Annotated in this window: 20 protein-coding genes; 9 read left to right on the top strand and 11 right to left on the bottom strand. The window is 57.1% G+C overall.

Annotation, left to right across the window (positions count from 1 at the left end; genetic code table 11):
* Positions 1-302 precede the first annotated feature (302 nt).
* From ACH3PB_RS17755 to ACH3PB_RS17785, 7 genes are read left to right on the top strand one after another with little or no spacing between them, the layout of a single operon-like run.
* Positions 303-2,690, top strand: coding sequence for an LPS-assembly protein LptD (locus tag ACH3PB_RS17755; RefSeq protein WP_416396779.1), 2,388 nt, complete (start codon positions 303-305; stop codon positions 2,688-2,690).
* A gap of 42 nt (positions 2,691-2,732) precedes the next feature.
* Positions 2,733-4,085 (top strand): peptidylprolyl isomerase, encoded by a 1,353-nt coding sequence (locus tag ACH3PB_RS17760; protein ID WP_416396780.1) that lies wholly within the window; start codon positions 2,733-2,735, stop codon positions 4,083-4,085.
* On the top strand, positions 4,086-5,102 hold the full coding sequence (gene pdxA, locus ACH3PB_RS17765; RefSeq protein ID WP_416396781.1) for a 4-hydroxythreonine-4-phosphate dehydrogenase PdxA: 1,017 nt from the start codon (positions 4,086-4,088) through the stop codon (positions 5,100-5,102).
* Positions 5,099-5,959 carry a 16S rRNA (adenine(1518)-N(6)/adenine(1519)-N(6))-dimethyltransferase RsmA gene (gene rsmA, locus ACH3PB_RS17770; RefSeq protein WP_416396782.1) on the top strand — a complete coding sequence of 287 codons (861 nt, stop codon included), beginning with the start codon at positions 5,099-5,101 and terminating at the stop codon, positions 5,957-5,959. Before pdxA ends, rsmA begins: the two co-directional genes overlap by 4 nt.
* Entirely contained in the window at positions 5,956-6,816 is an 861-nt protein-coding gene (locus tag ACH3PB_RS17775) for a symmetrical bis(5'-nucleosyl)-tetraphosphatase (protein WP_416396783.1), read from the top strand. Before rsmA ends, ACH3PB_RS17775 begins: the two co-directional genes overlap by 4 nt.
* A complete protein-coding gene (thiS, locus tag ACH3PB_RS17780; RefSeq protein ID WP_416396784.1) occupies positions 6,813-7,022 on the top strand; it encodes a sulfur carrier protein ThiS in 210 nt (69 codons plus the stop codon). The genes ACH3PB_RS17775 and thiS overlap by 4 nt, the downstream gene beginning before the upstream one ends.
* A 3-nt stretch (positions 7,023-7,025) precedes the next feature.
* Positions 7,026-7,844, top strand: a complete 819-nt coding sequence (locus ACH3PB_RS17785) for a thiazole synthase (protein ID WP_416396785.1) — start codon at positions 7,026-7,028, stop codon at positions 7,842-7,844.
* Positions 7,845-7,889: 45 nt separating this feature from the next.
* Here ACH3PB_RS17785 and ACH3PB_RS17790 read toward each other — a convergent pair whose 3' ends face one another.
* Positions 7,890-8,747 (bottom strand): prephenate dehydratase, encoded by an 858-nt coding sequence (locus tag ACH3PB_RS17790; protein WP_416396786.1) that lies wholly within the window; start codon positions 8,745-8,747, stop codon positions 7,890-7,892.
* A gap of 155 nt (positions 8,748-8,902) precedes the next feature.
* Between ACH3PB_RS17790 and ACH3PB_RS17795 the strand changes: the two genes are divergently transcribed.
* On the top strand, positions 8,903-9,463 hold the full coding sequence (locus tag ACH3PB_RS17795) for a hypothetical protein (RefSeq protein ID WP_416396787.1): 561 nt from the start codon (positions 8,903-8,905) through the stop codon (positions 9,461-9,463).
* Here the strand turns inward: ACH3PB_RS17795 and ACH3PB_RS17800 are convergent.
* Positions 9,431-10,123, bottom strand: coding sequence for a LysE family translocator (locus ACH3PB_RS17800; RefSeq protein ID WP_416396788.1), 693 nt, complete (start codon positions 10,121-10,123; stop codon positions 9,431-9,433). The two genes, ACH3PB_RS17795 and ACH3PB_RS17800, sit on opposite strands and share 33 nt — an antisense overlap.
* A gap of 81 nt (positions 10,124-10,204) precedes the next feature.
* Between ACH3PB_RS17800 and ACH3PB_RS17805 the strand changes: the two genes are divergently transcribed.
* The gene (locus ACH3PB_RS17805; RefSeq protein WP_416396789.1) at positions 10,205-10,525 is read left to right on the top strand and encodes a glutaredoxin family protein; all 321 of its coding nucleotides are present in this window, start codon (positions 10,205-10,207) and stop codon (positions 10,523-10,525) included.
* A gap of 25 nt (positions 10,526-10,550) precedes the next feature.
* Here the strand turns inward: ACH3PB_RS17805 and purD are convergent, their stop codons facing one another.
* The 9 genes from purD to aroQ form a co-directional block, all read right to left on the bottom strand.
* On the bottom strand, positions 10,551-11,882 hold the full coding sequence (purD, locus tag ACH3PB_RS17810; protein ID WP_416396790.1) for a phosphoribosylamine--glycine ligase: 1,332 nt from the start codon (positions 11,880-11,882) through the stop codon (positions 10,551-10,553).
* 65 nt (positions 11,883-11,947) lie between these two features.
* Complete coding sequence (gene purH, locus ACH3PB_RS17815; RefSeq protein WP_416396791.1) at positions 11,948-13,585, bottom strand: bifunctional phosphoribosylaminoimidazolecarboxamide formyltransferase/IMP cyclohydrolase; 1,638 nt, start codon at positions 13,583-13,585, stop codon at positions 11,948-11,950.
* A 65-nt stretch (positions 13,586-13,650) separates the two neighbouring features.
* Positions 13,651-13,971 (bottom strand): DNA-binding transcriptional regulator Fis, encoded by a 321-nt coding sequence (gene fis / locus ACH3PB_RS17820; RefSeq protein ID WP_416396792.1) that lies wholly within the window; start codon positions 13,969-13,971, stop codon positions 13,651-13,653.
* Positions 13,968-15,095 (bottom strand): tRNA dihydrouridine synthase DusB, encoded by a 1,128-nt coding sequence (dusB, locus tag ACH3PB_RS17825; protein ID WP_416396793.1) that lies wholly within the window; start codon positions 15,093-15,095, stop codon positions 13,968-13,970. Before dusB ends, fis begins: the two co-directional genes overlap by 4 nt.
* Positions 15,096-15,216: 121 nt before the next feature.
* Positions 15,217-16,323, bottom strand: a complete 1,107-nt coding sequence (locus ACH3PB_RS17830) for a DUF3426 domain-containing protein (protein ID WP_416396794.1) — start codon at positions 16,321-16,323, stop codon at positions 15,217-15,219.
* A 10-nt stretch (positions 16,324-16,333) separates the two neighbouring features.
* Positions 16,334-17,320, bottom strand: coding sequence for a 50S ribosomal protein L11 methyltransferase (gene prmA, locus ACH3PB_RS17835; RefSeq protein WP_416396795.1), 987 nt, complete (start codon positions 17,318-17,320; stop codon positions 16,334-16,336).
* A gap of 7 nt (positions 17,321-17,327) precedes the next feature.
* Positions 17,328-18,683 carry an acetyl-CoA carboxylase biotin carboxylase subunit gene (gene accC, locus ACH3PB_RS17840; protein ID WP_416396796.1) on the bottom strand — a complete coding sequence of 452 codons (1,356 nt, stop codon included), beginning with the start codon at positions 18,681-18,683 and terminating at the stop codon, positions 17,328-17,330.
* 13 nt (positions 18,684-18,696) lie between these two features.
* Positions 18,697-19,137: an acetyl-CoA carboxylase biotin carboxyl carrier protein gene (gene accB / locus ACH3PB_RS17845; RefSeq protein ID WP_416396797.1), complete on the bottom strand. Its 441-nt coding sequence runs from the start codon at positions 19,135-19,137 to the stop codon at positions 18,697-18,699.
* 63 nt (positions 19,138-19,200) lie between these two features.
* Positions 19,201-19,698 carry a type II 3-dehydroquinate dehydratase gene (gene aroQ / locus ACH3PB_RS17850; RefSeq protein ID WP_416396798.1) on the bottom strand — a complete coding sequence of 166 codons (498 nt, stop codon included), beginning with the start codon at positions 19,696-19,698 and terminating at the stop codon, positions 19,201-19,203.
* Between the last annotated feature and the right edge of the window lie 18 nt (positions 19,699-19,716).

Here is a 19,716-nt window from a genome sequence, read left to right on the forward strand (position 1 = left end):
TTGCTTCCAGTCTAGTTCAAAAGTCCTTGTACTGCGCCGACTGGCCTCGCTATAGTTCGGCGCTGAACAGTCTGAAAACAACCGCTGCCAGCCGACTCGCCAGACCCCTTCGGTTGCCCCGGTCATTCCAGTAACGATCAATATTCGATCAAAGCCACGATCTGGATCCGCAAGCTCCAATGCCCTATCGACCTTTTCGCCACTGCATTAAAAGCGTGCCTCATGCAGTGGGGCGGGTCATTTGTGGCGCTCGCAACCTAATACTGTTTATTTCGGTGAGCCCTGCGCTGCTACCCGTATCTATGGCCCGAGCCGACACTGAGACTCAAGTCAGTCCAGAAGCGCTCTCGGAAGCCGAGCGCCCCAGACAGACCATCGCCGAACTCGACTGGGTGCCGCGCGAAAGTTTCGACAAGCGTCTGCGGGATTCGATTGAACCCTACTGTGAGGGAACCTATCTGGTGCCGCAGTATGGCTTCGACATGACCCTGGAAACACCACCAACGCCTGCCGGCTCCAAACTGGCAGATCTTGTGAAGGCCCGTGCCGGCGAAGTGAGTGCCGAGACTGGCTCATTTGTACGCTTCAAGGATGGCGTGGAGGTGCAGCAGGGCGAATGGTGGGTGCAGGCCGAGAATGCCGAAATGGATCGAAAAACCGATATCATGACCGCCTACGGTGGCATGATTGCCCGGGGACCGCGGGTTGGTTTTGCTGGCGGCTTCATGCGATACAACTTCAAGTCCAGTCTTATCGAGATCGAGAATGCCGACTACGTGCTGTACGAAAGACATGCACGAGGGGAGGCGACGTCGATTCGGTCGCAGGGCGCTGATGTCATCTATGCCACAGATAGTAGCTACACCACCTGTTCGCCGGGCAGTACGTCATGGTCGCTACAGGCGCGATCGCTCGAGCTGAATCGTGCCGAGGGGGAGGGCTACGCGCGCAACGCCACGCTTCGGGTGGCAGACGTGCCTGTGCTTTATCTGCCGTATTTTGCATTTCCGCTGGACGATCGTCGGCGGAGTGGCTTCCTGTTTCCCTTTATCGGCTCATCGAACGTGGGCGGTGTTTCGGTCGGAGCGCCATATTACTTTAATCTGGCACCGAACTATGACTTAACTTACACGCCGCAGTATGTCCACAGACGAGGGATCCTCAACGAAGTTGAAGGCCGTTATCTCGATCCACGGTCGGAGGCGGTGTTCAGGGCCGGCTATATTGCCAATGATCAGGCCTTCGCTGAAAATAATCCGAACAAGGGCAGCGGTCGGCGATTTGGAGTTGATTTCGAACAGCGCTATCTGGTCGATCGTCAATGGTACGCCCTGCTGGATTACAATTATGTCAGTGATACGGGCTATATCGACGACCTGAACCGCACCTTGCAGATACAGAGCGAGACTCACATCAGGCGAACGATCGATGTGAAATACGCCGGCGAGGATGTTGAGCTACGCACCCGATTCCTGGGCTATCAGACTGTGGATCCCTTCATCGCGCGAGTAGATCGGCCGTATCTGCTACTGCCGCAAATCTATCTCGACTATGACATTAACGACGACCTGTTCAGATATCAGATCACCTCTGAGTACAGCTATTTCTGGCGCCGTGACGATGGCATCGATGATCCGGCACGTCGAGTGAAAGGTAGCCGCTGGCGCACGCAACCTTCAGTAGCATTCCCGTTCAGCCGAACCTGGGGCTACTTCACGCCGAAGCTCAAGCTGGACCATACCGATTATATTTTGCAGGACCGCCTGCCTGGTGAAGAAGAGCATATTAGTCGTACGGTGCCTTTTTTCAGCGTAGATTCGGGAATCTATCTGGATCGTAAGCTCGAGCTCTTTGACAGGTTGTATAATCAGAGCCTGGAGCCGAGAATTTTTTACGTCGCCTCGGCCCAGGAGAATCAGCAGGATATCCCAAATTTCGATACCTCGGTCGCCACCTTCAGTTTCTCACAGCTTTACAATGAAGATCGGTTTTTCGGGGGCGACAGGGTGGGTGACAACAACCGGATTACCCTGGGTTTCACCACGCGCTTCAATGAATATATTTCAGGATGGGAGCGACTACGACTGAGCATCGGACAGATCTTCCATTTCTCCGATCGGGACGTTGGCTTCAGGGACGCGCAAGGCAACGAACGCTCGCCCGGAACAGAATTTGATGGCATCAGTGACGATAGCAAGTCGGCGCTAGCCGGTGAGCTGGCCTGGTCGCCCAATAGACGTATGGATATCCGTGTCGACGGCTTATGGGATCCTGATACTGGTCAGACGGAGTTGGGAGGTACTTCCGTGTCGTACCACGACGAGGATTATCGGACCATTGTGAACCTCACACATCGATATAGCATCGACAATCTCGAGCAAACCGATGTATCGACCATACTGCCGGTTTCAGATACGACCTCCTTCATTGGACGATGGCTCTACGACCTGAATACCCGGCGTACCCTTGCGACGATATATGGTCTCGAATACACCGATTGCTGCTGGCGGGTCCAGGCCATGGCTCGCAGTATTCTCGAGGATGATGGCGAGATCAAGACAGGGTTTATCTTGCGCTTTGAGTTGCGAGGCCTTGGCGAAATTGGCACTGGTGTAACGGATGCGTTGCAGCAGGAAATTCCCAATTTATCGCTGCGCGATAATTATCGACAGACGCGGTACAATTGGTAGCCATTAGTCTGCAATCACACAGCCACAGGCTGATTGGAGTTTATGAATAGTTCATCAATATCATTCTTCCGGAAGATCAGCTCTGCACCACTGCTGCTCTGCCTTGGGCTCTTCACAGGGCTAGCCGGCCTCGCCACAACAGCTACGGCGGAAGAGACGCTGGTCGATTCGGTCGTCGTCGTGGTGGACGACGACATCGTGCTGAAGCAGGAAGTGGACGCGCGTGTCGATCAGATTCGCAAGCGTATCCGTCGCGATGGCGGGACGCCGCCGCCGCGCACCGAGCTCGAGCAGCGCATCGTCGAACAGCTTATCAACGAACGAATTCAGTTGCAGATGGCACGGCGGGCAGGCCTTCGCGTCAATGACAGTCAGCTGAATGAAACGCTCTCGACTATTGCGAGAGAAAACGGCATGACGCCCGAGCAGTTCGAAGAGGCCCTCAAACAGGATGGTCTGAGTCTCAGCGAAGCACGAGAGCAGATTCGTCGGGAAATGCTGATGGGTCGCCTGCAGCAGCGCAATGTTGAACCGCGTGTTCGGGTCACTGATCGTGAAGTTAATGATTATCTCGCCTCTGCTGCTGGGCAGGCGCAGTCGGAGAAGGAATATCGACTGGCGCATATTCTGATTGAAGTTCCCAGTGGTGGTAACGCCGATCCAGCAAGCAACGAGACGCTGCAGCGTGTGCTCAAGTCGCTGAAAGAGGGTGAAGATTTCGCGGCACTTGCACGCGAGTATTCCGATTCCGGCACCGCTAGCGAGGGTGGCGATTTGGGCTGGCGCAAGGCCACCGACCTCCCCGGCCTGTTTTCACCAGTGGTGCCCGATCTCAAGGTCGGCGAGGTTTCGCGGCCGCTGACGACACCGGGTGGCCTTCATCTGGTCAAATTGGTAGAGCAACGCGGCGGAACGCAGAAGGTCGTCCAGCAGACCTTGACGGATCATATTCTCATCAGCCCCGGCGCCTTGCGCAGTGAAGCCCAGGCAGAGAAGCTGATCGGGGAAATTGATCAGCGACTTGAAGCTGGCGAGTCTTTTGAAGCGCTGGCCCGTTCCTATTCTGACGATCCGGTCAGTGCCAGCAACGGTGGCTCACTGGAGTGGGCTTCGCCAGGTCAGACCGTGCCCGAGTTTGAGCAGGTCATGAACCAGACGCCTGTCGGCGAAACCAGCGAGCCCTTCCAGAGCCAGTTTGGCTGGCACATCCTGCGAGTTCGTGACCGACGCGAACAGGATCAAAGTGAGCGCTTCATGTTTGTCGAAGCCAAGAACTCGATCAGCAAGCGGAAGTTCCAGGAAGCTCTCACGAAGTGGCGTACCGAAATCCGTGATGAAGCGTTCGTTGAATTCCGTGACAAGCGCTTCGCCCCGCAAGACGGCAGTGATAGTTAGGTGACAATTTCAGCGGCAGGGCACCGTCGTCCGCTCATCATCACCAGTGGGGAGCCCGCGGGCGTGGGTCCGGACCTGTGTGTGAGGCTGGCGGCTGCCGGCATGGCTGCACCTGCTGTCTTTGCGGGTGATCCTGATCTCCTGCGCGAGCGCGCGGGGCGCCTCGGTCTGGATATCGAGATCATCGAATACCACGACGACATGACTGTCGCCGGTACTGCAGGCGACGACGCTGGGATTCGACCGATGTTCGTATTGCCTGTGCCGTTAGCTGAAGACGTGGCGCCGGGCCAGCCCTCAGCTGCGAATGGGGCTTCGGTAGTGAGTATGCTACAGCTGGCTGCACAGGGCTGCCTCGATGGTCGCTTCAGCGCCGTCGTTACCGCACCGGTCAACAAGGCACTCATCAATGAGGCGGGCATCGCCTTCAGCGGCCATACGGAATTTTTTCAGGATTATTCGGGCGTGCCTCTGGTCGTCATGATGCTGGCAAGTGCAGATCTGCGGGTCGCGCTCGTGACGACTCATCTGCCTCTGCGGCACGTCGCCGATGCCATCACTGCAGACCGCCTGCGAAGTATCATCGAGATCCTGCTGCACGATCTGCGCTCGCGCTTCGGCCTGGCCAGCCCCCGAATCCTGGTCGCTGGTCTCAATCCTCATGCAGGCGAAAATGGCTATCTGGGCCGAGAGGAAATTGACATCATCACGCCGGTATTGGACAGCTTTCGCGCAGCAGGTCATGCGCTCATAGGGCCCTTGCCAGCCGATACACTGTTTACCCCCAAGGTGCTGAAAGGCGCAGACGCGGTCTTGGCGATGTACCATGATCAGGGGCTGCCGGTGTTGAAGTACCAGGGCTTCGGCGCAGCGGCGAATATCACGCTCGGCCTGCCGTTCGTCAGGACATCGGTCGATCATGGTACCGCTTTCGATCTTGCCGGAACCATGAACGCTGATCTCGGTAGTCTTCAAACGGCCGTGAAGGTCGCCCTCGAAATGACGGTGCGCGCATGAGTGATCCAGTCAATCCGACCCACGTAGGTCAGCTCCCAGGATTCCGTCATCAGGCTCGCAAGCGCTTCGGTCAGAACTTCCTGCGATCTTCAACCGTCATCGACCGCATCATCACCTCAATACGGCCCGGGCCGAGTGACCATATTGTCGAAATCGGCCCCGGGCAGGGCGCCATAACGGCTGGTTTGCTCGATAGCGGAGCCCTGGTTTCGGTCGTCGAACTGGACCGCGACCTCATTCCGCTGCTGAAAATAGAGTTTGCCACGTGGCAAAACCTTCGCATTCACGAAGCCGACGCGCTGCGCTTCGATTTCGCGTCGCTGCTTACGGAGGGCGAGAGTGGTCCGTCGGCCGGACTGAGGGTGGTTGGGAATCTGCCGTACAATATTTCCACGCCGCTGATATTCAAGCTGCTCGAGTATCGTACCGTTTTTACCGATATGCACTTCATGCTACAGCGTGAAGTGGTGGAGCGTCTGGCGGCAGAACCAGGCAGTAAGACCTATGGGCGGTTAAGCGTGATGACCCAGCATGCCTGTCGCGTGGAGCAGCTGTTCGATGTGCCGCCAACGGCTTTCGTGCCAGCACCGAAGGTCTGGTCGGCTATCGTCAGGCTCCAGCCGCTGCCTCGGCACTTCAGTACGAAGGAAGAGGAGGCGGTATTTGCCAATGTGGTGCAGCACAGCTTTTCCATGCGCAGGAAGACGATCAGGAATAACCTCAAGGGTATTGCAACGGACGAGCAAATGGCGTCAGTTGGTATCGATCCTGGCTGCAGGGCAGAAACTTTGAGCGGTTCGAGTTTCGTCAAGCTGGCTGAATTGTTGATCGAGGAAAGGAAGCAGAAGGAGACATGAGCTTTTTTGCCATCGGCGATATCCAGGGCTGCTATGACGGTTTTCGCGCCCTGCTGGATCGCATTCATTTCAATCCAGAGCTGGACACGGTCTGGCTGGCCGGCGATCTCGTCAATCGTGGTCCGGGTTCGCTCGATACTTTGCGCTTCGTTCGTCAACACCCCGCTTTCAAGGTGGTGCTCGGCAATCACGATCTGCATCTGCTGGCAGTTGCCTTCGGTGGTGCGTCGCTCAAGCGCAAGGATACACTCCGCCAGGTTCTCGACGCACCCGACGCCGATGAGCTTCTACAGTGGCTCGCGCAGCAAGCATTGATGCTCACAGGACAAAGTTTCAGTGGGCTCTCGCTGGCAATGACCCATGCGGGCATCCCCCCGCACTGGACCATCCCCAAGGCGCAGTCGCTGGCCGCAGAACTTGAAACCGCCATTCGAGCGGCGGCGGCCGATCCGAAAAGCGACCATTTTCTGCGTCATATGTATGGCAACGACGCCGATCAGTGGAAGGAGGCATTGGAAGGTAATCTCAGATTACAGGCAATAGCCAATTACCTGACCCGCATGCGCTTCATCGATTCTGACTTCAGGATGGACCTGAACCTCAAGGAAGACGTCGACTCGGCGCCCTCGAACTTGAAGCCATGGTTTGTATATCCACGGCCCGACAAGGTTCGCATCCTGTTCGGTCACTGGGCCGCTCTCGAAGGCGAAGCGGCTTCGACCTATGCTATCGCGCTCGACGCTGGCTATGTGTGGGGTGGCCACATGAAAGCCGTGAATATCGATACGATCACAGACAATAACGATCACGTCGCCATCGAGGTCTCGGCGCCCATGGAGCAGGTACCTTTGAAATGAAGCCGCTTGAAATCAGTGTCAACGGCGAGTCGTGCAGTATGCCGGCGGACGCCAGTGTGGCCGACCTGCTTGCCGAGCTGAAGTTGACTGGCCGCCGGATCGCAGTCGAACTCAACGAAGAAATCGTACCCAAATCCAGTTATGCGCAGACGCGACTGGCAACTGGTGATCAGCTCGAGATCGTTCATGCCATAGGTGGAGGTTAATCAGTGTCAATAGTAAGACCTGGAGCGGGTGAAGCCGATCGCTTCACGGTAGGCTCGCATACATTCAAGTCACGTCTGCTGGTTGGTACCGGCAAATATAGGGATTTCGAGCAGACCCAGCTGGCAATAGAGGCCAGTGGTGCTGAAATCGTGACTGTCGCAATACGCCGCACAAACATCGGCCAGAATCCCGACGAGCCCAATCTGCTCGACTTCCTGCCGCCGGACAAGTACACCATCCTGCCGAACACGGCCGGCTGTCATACTGCCAAAGAGGCTGTTCGAACCTGTCGTCTCGCCCGTGAGCTGCTGGATGGCTGGAACCTGGTGAAGCTGGAAGTCCTGAGTGAGCACAAGACGCTGTATCCTGACGTCGTAGAGACCCTCAAGGCAGCAGAAGTACTGGTGCAGGACGGTTTCGAAGTCATGGTCTATACCAGTGACGATCCCATCGTCGCACGGCAGCTGGAAGCGATCGGCTGCAAGGCTGTGATGCCGCTGGGTGCGCCAATCGGCTCGGGGCTTGGGCTACAGAATCCCTACAATATTGCGATGATTCTGGAAGAGCTGAGTGTGCCTGTGCTTGTGGACGCCGGCGTTGGTACAGCGTCCGAGGCTGCGGTGGCAATGGAGTTGGGCTGCGATGGTGTGCTGATGAACACCGCCATTGCACTCGCTGATGACCCAGTCATGATGGCCAGGGCAATGCGACTGGCCGTTGAAAGCGGCCGGCTGGCCTACCTTGCGGGACGAATGCCACGCAAGGCTCACGCTAGTGCGTCATCGCCAATGGATAACCTCGTCGGACGCCGCCCTGCCTGATCCCTGGCCAGGCGTCCGATGGCGCCTCTGGCTCCAATCAGAATTTTATGCCTCGGCGGTCATCCGGTGCACATTGCTGCTTCGAAAAGGATGCGAGCGGTAGGTGCCCAATACGCGAACCTCATCGACGAAGAAGGTCAGTTCCTCGATCGCAAGCTTGAGCGATTCAGAGTGCACGTGGCCTTCGATATCAACATGAAACTGCGTGGCATTGAGGCTGCCCCCGGGCATGTAACTTTCCAGTTTGACAAGGTTCACGCCGTTGGTCGCGAATCCGCCCAGCGCCTTGTACAGCGAAGCCGGAATGTTTCTGACCTTGAAGAGTAGCGATGTGATGTAATCGACGCCGGGCTCCATCGGCGGAATCTGCTCTTCATGGGACAGGATGATAAAGCGGGTAGTGTTGCCTGCCTTGTCCTGGAAATTTTCCTGAATGATGCTCAGCCCGTAGAGTTCCGCAGCCAGACGTGACGAAATTGCCGCGTGAGTCGGATCCGCCATCTGACTGATTTCCAGCGCCGCTCCGGCCGTGTCCAGCTTGGCCTGGGCCTGCATACCAAGACGGGTGATATTGTCCTTGCACTGTGCAAGCGCCTGCGGATGTGAGTGCACCACCTTGATCTGCTCAAGCGCCGTGCCTGGCAAACCCACAAGGCAATGATTGACCGCCTCGAAGTGCTCAGCAACGATGTGAAGGCTCATCTCCGGAATCAGACGGTAGATTTCCTCGACACGTCCGGCAGTGGAGTTGTCGACCGGGATCATCGCCAGCTCCGCAGTACCCGCTTCCACTTCCAGCATGGCCTTGTGAAACGAGGCACAGGCCCGTGCGTTTTTCTCGGGGAAGACGTGCTTGCAGGCGAGATGGGAGTATGCGCCTTCGTGGCCCTGGTAAACGATCAATGCAACCTCGACTGTGATTGAATGCTGGAGCGCTGATTTGACAGCTGTGCAGCGAGTGTAATTCAATCCAGCGCGTAACTAAACAGCCGAGCGGCCCCATCTGGCGCCTGATTAGGGCTTGTTCTGTTGAGTACAATCCATCTTCCGGGAACGACATGCAGACGCTCATTTTTCTGATAGTAGCTATCGGATTCTACTTTTTCATGAAGCGCGTGCTCACGGTCAGCGGTTCGCCTCGCGAGCGCCTGCTACTCGTTGGCGTAGGTGTGACGATTCTTGGTTTACTGGTCTACATGGTGGCTCATGGGCGGTTCCAGTTCCTTGCGCCGCTCATGGCTGGCCTCATACCACTGATCAGGCGACTGCCGTTGCTGCTGACACTGCTGGGGCGAGTCTTCCCACAGCAGAAATCGCAACTCATCGAGCGTTTGCGGACCCTCTTTGGTGGGCGCCTAGACAGGGATGGTGGTGCTGGCCGACACAGCCGCTCCGGACCATGTGGAGGAACGCGTCAGGGCGCTGAGCAGGCCCGCCGTGAAGCGCTCGAAACGCTTGGGCTGTCAGGCAACCCGGACAAGGCGACCATCGTTTCAGCGCATCGACGCCTGATGCAGGCCGCGCATCCCGACCACGGCGGCAGCCATGAAGAGGCCGCTCGGTTAAATGCCGCGAAGGATCTGCTGCTAGCGGGCCTCGGTAAAAAACAGCAGGCGTGAGCCAAAGGCGATCAGTACACCGCCCATCACAGCATCCACCCACTTGAGTGACTGGATAAAGCGACTGCGGACGGCTGAGGTGGAAAGCAGCAGGCTAACGAATGCGAACCACCCCATCGTCGCCAGGCTCATGTAGATGCCATAGGCAAGCTGTATGGCCTTGGGTGTGCCCGGATCGATGACCACTGAAAACAGGGCGAAGAAGAAGAGCGTAGCCTTCGGGTTCAAGACGTTGGTGAGGAAGCCGGTCCAGAGGGGGCGAGAAACAGGCTGACGAGGTTTGGAGGCAGAATCAGGGCCCACGACGGACCCGCTCGACGGATCGGTGCCACCGGTGCGCTGCGGCTCGCTATTCGCAGCCTTGCTGGAGAAGGCACTACGCAGGCATTGCAAGCCGAGGTATACCAGATAAGCCGCGCCGCAGATTCTGACGAGGTCAAACAGCCAGGCTGATTGATGCATGATGACGGCAAGGCCGAGCAGCGAATAGGCTACGTGAACCAAGATCCCTAGACCGATGCCAACGCTACTGGCAATTGCTGTTGCCTTGCCAGCTACGAGGCTCTGACGAATGACCAGCATAAGGTCGGGGCCGGGACTGATAACGGCCAGCAGATGGGCCACCGCGACCATCATGAATTCCTGCCAGTATGCGAGCATGTGCTGTATCCTGAATGCCAAGACGAACTACCGGGGGTGAGCTTGATCCGAATTGTGCTAATACTTGTGTTGAGCCTGTGGTTGGCTTCCGCAAGTCGGGCCGAGTCTGAGGCGGGCGAAATTACACTCTTCAGCCAGACCTACTGTGCGGCTTGCGAAGTGGCCAAACGTTATCTGGACTCGCGGCAGGTTCCCTACCGTGAATACAACATCAGTGAGTCGCAGACGGCACATCGCTATTTCGAGAAACTTGGGGGCCGGGGCACGCCGTTCTTTATAGTCAACAACAAACGAATGCAGGGCTTCGACAGCCAGCGTTTTTGGTCCTTGTACGGCGTGCCAGTGCCTGACGGGCCTTCGGTGGAAGCCTTGCCAGTCACGCCGCCACCCGGCGCGCGGTAACGCGCTGCCAGAAGGCTAATGCAGCTCAGCCCTTGCCCTGTTCTCTTGCGACTGCCCGATAACCGATATCGCGCCGGCAATACATGCCATCCCAGTTGATCCGTTCCACGCCCGCGTAAGCTCGAGCCTGGGCATCAGCAACACTATCTCCCAAAGCCGTCACGCACAGCACACGACCACCGTTCGTGGCGAGCGTGTCGGATTCATCAGGCTTACTGCTGGTGCCCGCATGGAATACCTTCAGGGAGCCTGCCGGTAAGCCGAGCGTCGCAGCAGTCACATCACCCTGGGCATCCAGGCCTTTAATGACCTTGCCCTTGTCGTAGGCCTCAGGATATCCGCCTGCGGCAAGCACCACGCCAAGCGCCGATGCGTCGACCCATTCACAGCTGACTTCGTCGAGGCGCTGCTCGATACCAGCCAGTATGAGTTCAGCAAAGTCGCTCTTCAGACGCATCAGCACCGGCTGCGTTTCAGGGTCGCCAAAGCGGCAATTGAATTCGATCACGTTCGGTGTGCCGTCAGCTGCGATCATCAGGCCAGCATAGAGGAAGCCGGTGTAAGGAATGCCATCGGCTGTCATACCCTGCACCGTGGGTTCGATCACCTCGGCCATGATGCGCTCATGAATCGCCGGTGTGACCACTGGAGCAGGGGAATAGGCGCCCATGCCGCCGGTATTGAGGCCGGTGTCCGCATCGCCAATGCGCTTATGGTCCTGGCTGGATGCCATCGCCACGATATTGTGGCCATCAACCATAACGATAAAGCTGGCTTCTTCGCCAACCAGGCAGTCCTCGATAACGACACGGTGACCGGCGTCGCCGAAGCTGTTGCCCTCGAGCATGTCACGGACAGCTGCCTCAGCCTGATCCACCGTCTCCGCCACGATCACGCCTTTGCCAGCCGCCAGACCATCCGCTTTCACCACAATCGGCGAGCCTTGCTGGCGAATATAGGCGATGGCTTCATCAGGGCTGGTGAAGGTCTCGTAGGCCGCTGTGGGAATACCGTGGCGAGCCAGAAAATGCTTCGTAAAGGCCTTGGAGCCTTCGAGTTGCGCAGCGGCTTGCGAGGGGCCGAAGATTGGCACCTGACGAGCGCGGAAATAGTCGACTATACCGGCAACCAAAGGCGCCTCTGGGCCGACGACTATAAAATCGATCGCCTCGGCTTTTACCAGTGCCTCGATACCAGCGAAGTCGAGAATATCCAGCGCCACATTGCTGACGCCCGGCTCGAGTGCAGTACCGGCATTGCCTGGCGCGACCAGCACCGCGTCCACACGCTTGCTCTGCATCAGTTTCCACGCCAGGGCATGTTCGCGTCCACCAGAGCCTATGACTAGAGCTTTCATTATGAATCCTGTACTTGGCCGCCTAGTCATGCTGAACAGGCGGCGTCGTGAGTTGCGCCGTTCGACTAGTGTCGGAAGTGGCGCATGCCGGTGAATACCATGGCAATATCGTGGGCATCAGCCGCAGCGATGACTTCATCATCGCGAATCGAGCCCCCCGGCTGGATGATCGCGGTTATGCCAACCCTTGCCGCGGCTTCGATACCGTCCTTGAAGGGGAAGAAGGCATCAGACGCCATGACAGATCCCGCTATCTTCAGGCCTTCATCGCCGGCCTTGATGTTGGCGATCTTGGCGCTGTAGACGCGACTCATCTGGCCCGCTCCGATACCGATGGTGCGGCGCTGTCGGGCATACACGATGGCATTGGACTTGACGAATTTCGCCACCTCCCAGGCAAACAGCATGTCGTCCATTTCCTGTTCGGTCGGCTCCCGTTTCGTCACCGTGCGAACGTCCTCTTCACTTACAATGCCGAGGTCGCGATCCTGAATGAGCAGACCGCCAGTAACCCGCTTGTAATCGAGCGCCGTCTGACGCACGTTGACGAGGTCGCCACACGACAACACTCGAATATTGGGCTTGCGAGCGAAGGTCTTGAGGGCATCTTCGCTGAAGGATGGCGCAACAACCACTTCGACGAACTGGCGGTCGAGGATTTCGCGAGCAGTGTCTGACTCTACTTCACGATTGAAGGCAATGATGCCGCCAAAGGCCGAGGTCGGATCTGTCTGGTAAGCGAGGTCGTAGGCCTGCAGGAGGTCTGCGCCTAGCGCAACACCGCAGGGATTGGCGTGCTTCACGATCACGCAGGCCGGGTCGGCGTAAGGCTTGACGCATTCCAGTGCAGCGTCGGTATCGGCAATGTTGTTGAATGAAAGCGCCTTGCCCTGCAGCTGCACAGAGGTCGCGACACCGGGCTCGGTATTGTCAGCCTCGATATAGAACGCACCTTCCTGATGCGGGTTCTCACCGTGGCGGAGATCCTGCTTCTTCACGAATTGCATGCTATGGGTGCGGGGAAACACGCGTTTGCCTACTTCCCGGATCGAGCGAAGATTCAGATCATTGTTGTCCGCATCCTCGATCTGCTCGTTGGCAGTGACGATCGCACCGAGGTAATTGGAAATCAGACCATCATATTCTGCGGTATGGGCAAAAGCCTTTGCCGCCAAACTGAAGCGCAGATGCGCGCTGAGCCAGCCTTTGTCGCGTCGAATATCGGCCAGGACACCGTTGTAGTCGCGTGGGTCGACGACCACGCAGGTATGGGCGTAGTTCTTTGCTGCCGCCCTGACCATCGTGGGGCCACCAATATCGATATTCTCGATTGCGGTCTCTATGGAGCAGTCAGGTCGGCTCACAGTATCCTTGAAGGGATACAGGTTCACGATGACGAGATCGATCGGCAGGATACCGTGGTCCCGCATGACTTCATCGTCCTCGCCACGACGACCGAGAATACCGCCGTGCACCTTCGGGTGCAGGGTCTTGAGCCGGCCATCCATCATTTCAGGAAAGCCGGTGTACTCCGAGACTTCCGTCACCGAAATTTTGTTCTCCTGCAGCAGACGATACGTCCCACCGGTAGAAATGATCTCGATGCCGATCGCGGCGAGCGCGTTGGCAAATTCGACAATGCCCGTCTTATCAGAAACGCTGATCAGCGCCCGTCTGACCTCGATTGAGCCAACTGCACTCATGAACTCTTCCCATTACAAAAATTGAGGTTTACCGGACATCATGTCCAGAGGAAATTCGTCCTGCGCTAGAGCAGGCCGTACTGCTTCAGCTTCTTGCGCAGCGTACCGCGGTTGAGGCCAAGTATTTCTGCGGCCCTGGTCTGGTTGTTCCTGGTAAATCGCAGCGTCTGCTCCATCAGGGGCGCTTCGACTTCCGACAGGACCATATTGTAGATGTCTCTGACTTCAAGGCCATCGAGCTGACCGAAGTAACGTGCCAGCGACTGGTCGACACTGTCTCTGAGGGTGCCTGGCTTATCTTTCTGATCCACGTACAGCTGACAGCTGGGACGGCCTGTGTCGGCTAGTGATTCAGTTGTGGAGGACGCGAGAGTTTCCGTATTCATGCGGCATTTTCCTTATAGTTATGCGGTTTGTTATGGGTCTTTTGGTCGTTCTTGCTAGGTTTGCTCAGTAAGGTGCTTGTGGCGCCTGTGTCAGCACCGGCACAGGGAACCGGCGGCATACTGACGGGTTGCTCATTGAAAAACGCAAGGATGTGCATCAACTGTGATTGACTATCCTGCAGAGTATTGAAAAGGCTCCTGAACTGCTTCACCGATTCGAGCTCGATGCCGCAGTGATCAAGATACCAGCCAACATGCTTGCGAACGATTTTGACGCCGTTTGCTACGCCGTAGAATTGGTGAAGCTCGTCCACATGTCGATAAACCAGCCGGCCAAGCTCGGTCCGATCCGGACGAGTGCTTGCAGCATCAGCGGTCTGCTCTGTCGCCTTCAAGGCAATGGCGAGCGCGCCGAAAAGCCAGGGCTGTCCCTGGGCGGCACGACCGATCATCAGCGCATCTGCGCCCGTGTAGTGCTTGATGGCCAGAGCTTTTTCGACGGAGTCGATATCCCCGTTGGCGATGACCGGGATACCGATAGCCTGTTTGACCTCGGCAATCGTGTCGTATTCGGCATTGCCCTTGAAACGGTCCTGACGGGTCCTGCCGTGAATGGTAAGGGCCTGGATGCCCGCGCTCTCGGCAATGCGGGCGATGGCAAGCGCGTTGCGTGTTTCGGGCGACCAGCCGGTGCGAATCTTCAGCGTGACCGGTACATCGACAGCTGCGACGACAGCCTCGAGTATTGCCGCTACCAGCGCTTCGTCACGCATGAGTGCTGAACCAGCCGCCTTGTTGCAGACCTTCTTTGCCGGGCATCCCATGTTGATGTCGATGATCTGCGCGCCGTGAGCGACGTTGTCGCGGGCTGCATCTGCCATATAGCCGGGATCAGCGCCGGCAATCTGCACCGATATAGGTCCGCTTTCGCCGTCGTGATTACGACGTCTATGCGTTTTTGCGGTATCCCTGAAGGCCGGATTGCTGCCCAGCATTTCCGAAACGGCCAGGCCTGCACCCATTTGGCGACAGATCTTTCGGAACGGCCGGTCGGTGACGCCCGCCATGGGGGCGACGACGAGTGGTGGATCGATTCGATGCTGACCTATCAACATGGCGTTCAATTATTGAGCGGTTAGGGAGGATGGCTATGATACTCATGTCTCTGGTTCTGTTAAAGAGCAGAATAGGACATTTATTCATCAAATCTGAGACATAGCAGCTTGACAGGCGCGTTGAACGGGCTCAGCCCTCAGATTTCGGCTGATTGAGGCGTTCGTATGCTGCAGAAGGTTGAAAATCAAGGCGATAGTTAACCGCTGCCGGACCTGGATCATGGATCTCCAGGACGATTTTCAAGGGCGCTTCAGGCGCCATGAATGTGTTTTCAGGAGGACGGTTGGGGAAGTACTCGTCTGGCGTGAATCGACGCCTGGCAATGATCCGGTCGTTTACGTCGGAAAATTCGAGCTGAATGTCGGGATAGGGCTGTGGAACATCAGCCTTGTTGACGATGATGCTATCTACAACCAATGCATTCTTCTGCACGGGATGTGCCCGAACGACGAGATCCTGGCTGTGAATATCGTCCAGCTCGTAGAGTGAGGGCAGCTCACAGCCTGCGAGGTCACAGTAGGTCTGATAGTATGGGATGAGTTCCGGAAAGCGTTGAGCCAGCTTGTCAAAATGCAGCCAGGCGAGCTGCGCAAGCAGCAGGAGAGCCAATATCGTGGCCAGCAGCACACCGCCAATCGATAGCCAGAAAGTACGATAATCGACGCCAGCAGTTGACCGTCCTTGGCGGTAATCGAGCCGCTCTGCTCGGAGCTGATCGAAGTTATTACGCTGGCCAAAATTGGCATCAGCCCCATAGCCGGCATACTGATCTGCCGTTGGTGCCAAAGTAGCAGAACCCCTGTCACTGGAGTCGCTGCGCGACTTGCTTGTACTCGATGCGCTTTCCTTCAGAAGATCTTCGGCCCAGGCTTCGTCAGCGGCAGTGACCAGTTCTTCGTCGTGCTCGGACGCGTCTACGTGGGCGTATCTGTAGGTGTCGTCGACAAAGGCGTCGGAGTAGTTGTCGGTGCCTGCCGGCGTGTGTGCCGAGCGCCGCTTGCCATAACTGTGCTCGAAATCATCCTCGCCGTCCTGGATCAGCTCGTCATCGTCGCCATCGACAAAGACTTCGGAATCATCCTGCGGGACCTCAGCGGCATCCTGCACTTCCACAAGGTTATCATCGGCTTGGAACACCTGCATGCAGGCGCCACAACGGACCTTGCCAGCAGCAAGTTCGAGCTGCTTTTCGGTAACCTTGAAAGTGGCGTCGCAATGGGGGCACTGGGTGAGCAAATGATGATACCTATGACAATGGCGGCATTGGTGAGCTGGGGATGTTTCTGCGTCCGTGCAGGCAGCACCAATCTTCCTGCATGTTACACTGCAATTCAATACCATGCTCTCGGTAAGCCTGCTGGACCTTTCCTGCCTGGTCGGCAAGCACGCCTGACAGGACGAGGTGGGCGCCAGGCCGTACCATGCCAGCGAGCTTGCTGGCCAGCTCGATGAGCGGTCCAGCGAGTATGTTGGCGACTACGAGGTCGGCTTCGCGTCCGGCAAGCTCGGGAATGTCGACGCAGTGCAGTCGCTCATCCACCGCATTCAGTCTGGCATTCTCACGTGTAGCTATCAGCGCCTGTGGATCGATATCCACGGCCAGGGCCGATGCTGCCCCCAGCAGCAGTGCTGCAATACCGAGTATGCCTGAGCCGCAGCCAAAATCGATTACGGTCGGAGGCCTTGCGCAAAAGTCACTGTATTGCTCGGCTGTGAAAAATGTGTCAAGAAAGCTGAGGCACATAGCCGTGGTTGGATGTGTGCCAGTCCCGAAGGCGAGGCCCGGGTCGAGCCGCAGTTCGATGGCATCTTCGCGGCTTGTCGTGTCCCAGGACGGCACAACCCAGAGGCGTTTGCCGAAGGGCATGGCTTTGAAATGACTCATCCAGGAGCGCTCCCAAACCTCGTCGGGAAGCTCTTCCGCATTGAGCGTGCCGAGTAGACGTTCTGAAGCATCACCCAGGCGGCCGACGGTTTCACGAACACTGGCAACAACCGCTTCGGCTGCCGCACCGCTATCGGCAAGGTCGAACAGCGCAGTCACGGTCAGCGCCTCCCACAATGGTGTTTCACCTGGCCCGGGTTCCAGTAACGGCTGGTCTGCGGCGTCACCAAGGGTCACTGAGACTGCGCCAGCTTCGAGCAGGGCATCTTCGAGGGGGTCTACATCCGCTGGTGTGCAGTCGAGGCTGATTTGTAGCCACTTCGCCGGATTCTGAGCATGTTCAGGCATTGGAGCTCTAGGCCTTCAGCAATTTTTCGAGATAGTGAATATTGATGTCCATACGACGGACTCCGCTGTCACTTACCAGCCGGCGATGCAGTGGCAGGTTGGTCTGGATGCCTTCGATAACCATCTCGTCAAGCGCATTCCGACTTCGATTCAGGGCGTTTTCGCGAGTGCTGCCCCAGCAGATGATCTTGCCGATCAGCGAGTCGTAATAGGGGGGCACACGATAGCCGCTGTAAATGTGTGAATCGACACGGACGCCGTTACCGCCAGGGGCATGGTAATACTTGATTTCACCGGGACTGGGCACGAAACGCACAGGATCTTCAGCATTTATCCGGCACTCGACAGCGTGACCTCGCGCGAGGACATCCTCCTGGCGAATGGAGAGTGGTTCGCCGCTGGCAATCGACAGCTGGGCCTTCACAATATCGATACCGGTTATCATTTCCGTAACCGGATGCTCGACCTGTACGCGAGTATTCATTTCTATGAAGAAATACTCGCCGTTCTGGTAGAGGAACTCAAAGGTGCCGGCGCCACGATAGTTGATGTCCTTGCAGGCTTTGACACAAGCCGCCAGAACAGCTGCACGCGCGTCCGGGTCGACGTTGATGGCTGGCGCTTCTTCGAGTACTTTCTGGTGTCTGCGCTGAAGTGAACAATCGCGGTCCCAGAGATGAATGGCATTGCCCTGGCCGTCCGCCAACACCTGCACCTCGATGTGGCGGGGCGAGTCGAGGAACTTCTCAAGATAGACAGTAGGATCACCGAATGCTGCATTTGCCTCTGACTGCGTGACCTGAACGGCATTGAGCAGCGCAGCTTCGGAGTACACGACCTGCATGCCACGACCGCCGCCGCCCGAAGCCGCTTTGATCAGCACCGGGTAGCCGATTTCCCGCGCGGTCTCGAGGGTAAGCTTGGTGTCGTCGGTGATGGCGCCTTCAGAGCCAGGTACGGTGGGTACGCCCGCCGCTTTCATGGCCTGCTTTGCCGACACCTTGTTGCCCATGAGGCGTATGGTTTCAGCGGTGGGGCCTATGAAAATGAACCCGCTCTTTTCTACCTGCTCCGCGAAATCCGCATTTTCAGACAGAAAGCCATAGCCAGGATGGATGGCTACCGTATCCGTCACTTCTGCCGCACTGATGATCGCGGGAATGTTGAGGTAGCTGAGCGCAGCGGGATTGGGGCCGATACAGACTGACTCGTCAGCCAGCCTGACATGCATCAGGTCGCGGTCGACCTTTGAGTGTACGGCTACGGTCTGGATGCCAAGCTCCTTACAGGCCCGCAGTATGCGAAGCGCAATTTCGCCGCGGTTGGCAATGAGAACCTTCTTGATTTTTCCTGAGCGACTCAAGGCAGTTTCCTTTCTAGCCGATTGAGAACAGTGGCTGATCGAACTCGACCGGCTCGCCATTCTCGACGTGGATGGCAGTAATGGTGCCGGCCTTGTCGGCTTCTATCTGGTTCATCATCTTCATGGCTTCAACGATGCAGATGATGTCCCCAACCCTGATCTCCTGGCCAACTTCGACAAAAGGCTTGGCGGTCGGTGATGAGGCGCGGTAGAAGGTGCCGACCATTGGAGAGGTCACGACATCATCGGCCTTGAGCGGCGCTGCAGTTTCGGTGTGTGGCTGGGCTGCCTGATCGGTGTGAACAGGCGCGGGGGGCGGGGCATAATGTATAGCCGGCTGTCTCCCATACCCGCGTATGATGCGTACCGACTCTTCGCCTTCCTTTATTTCGATTTCTGAAATATCCGATTGCTCGATGAGCTCGATGATCTTTTTGACTTTCCGGATGTCCATGATTTATTTACCTGAAAGAATGATGTTTCCGGGGCGTGAAGGCATGTCGATGGCGGAACTGGCTCACTGCCCCTCACCGCTCGTCTCGTTATCACTCTGATTCCTGCCAAGCCAATGATGGGCAGCATCCAGAGCGAGTATATACCCGTGTGCGCCGAGGCCGCTGATGACGCCGCTCGCGATATCCGAGAAATACGAGTGCCTGCGGAAGGGTTCACGGGCGTGTACGTTGGAGATATGTATCTCGATAAATGGCAATGCCGCCCCCAATAAGGCGTCACGAAGTGCGACGCTGGTATGGGTAAAGGCCGCCGGATTGAACAAGGCGAAAACGATCCCATCCTTCCCGGCGTTATGGATCCTGTCGATGAGCTCGGATTCGGAGTTGCTCTGAAAGTGCTCGAGGCTCAGTTCGAACTCATCGTTATCTTCATTGAGTTGCGCGGCATGTTCGTCGAGCATGCTGGAAATATCATCGAGGGTGACCGAGCCATAGAGACCGGGTTCGCGTGAGCCGAGAAGATTGAGGTTCGGGCCTTGCAGTACAAGAACATTTGCCATGGAGGGGTCTGCTGCTTG

This window comes from Allohahella sp. A8 (assembly GCF_047946665.1).
Lineage (GTDB): Bacteria > Pseudomonadota > Gammaproteobacteria > Pseudomonadales > Oleiphilaceae > Allohahella.

Coding starts and splice junctions, on each gene's coding strand:
- ACH3PB_RS17755 (WP_416396779.1), top strand. CDS start 303: ATGGCCCGAGCCGACACTGAGACTCAAGTCAGTCCAGAAGCGCTCTCG.
- ACH3PB_RS17760 (WP_416396780.1), top strand. CDS start 2,733: ATGAATAGTTCATCAATATCATTCTTCCGGAAGATCAGCTCTGCACCA.
- rsmA (WP_416396782.1), top strand. CDS start 5,099: ATGAGTGATCCAGTCAATCCGACCCACGTAGGTCAGCTCCCAGGATTC.
- ACH3PB_RS17775 (WP_416396783.1), top strand. CDS start 5,956: ATGAGCTTTTTTGCCATCGGCGATATCCAGGGCTGCTATGACGGTTTT.
- thiS (WP_416396784.1), top strand. CDS start 6,813: ATGAAGCCGCTTGAAATCAGTGTCAACGGCGAGTCGTGCAGTATGCCG.
- ACH3PB_RS17795 (WP_416396787.1), top strand. CDS start 8,903: ATGCAGACGCTCATTTTTCTGATAGTAGCTATCGGATTCTACTTTTTC.
- ACH3PB_RS17800 (WP_416396788.1), bottom strand. CDS start 10,123: ATGCTCGCATACTGGCAGGAATTCATGATGGTCGCGGTGGCCCATCTG.
- purD (WP_416396790.1), bottom strand. CDS start 11,882: ATGAAAGCTCTAGTCATAGGCTCTGGTGGACGCGAACATGCCCTGGCG.
- purH (WP_416396791.1), bottom strand. CDS start 13,585: ATGAGTGCAGTTGGCTCAATCGAGGTCAGACGGGCGCTGATCAGCGTT.
- fis (WP_416396792.1), bottom strand. CDS start 13,971: ATGAATACGGAAACTCTCGCGTCCTCCACAACTGAATCACTAGCCGAC.
- prmA (WP_416396795.1), bottom strand. CDS start 17,320: ATGCCTGAACATGCTCAGAATCCGGCGAAGTGGCTACAAATCAGCCTC.
- accB (WP_416396797.1), bottom strand. CDS start 19,137: ATGGACATCCGGAAAGTCAAAAAGATCATCGAGCTCATCGAGCAATCG.
- aroQ (WP_416396798.1), bottom strand. CDS start 19,698: ATGGCAAATGTTCTTGTACTGCAAGGCCCGAACCTCAATCTTCTCGGC.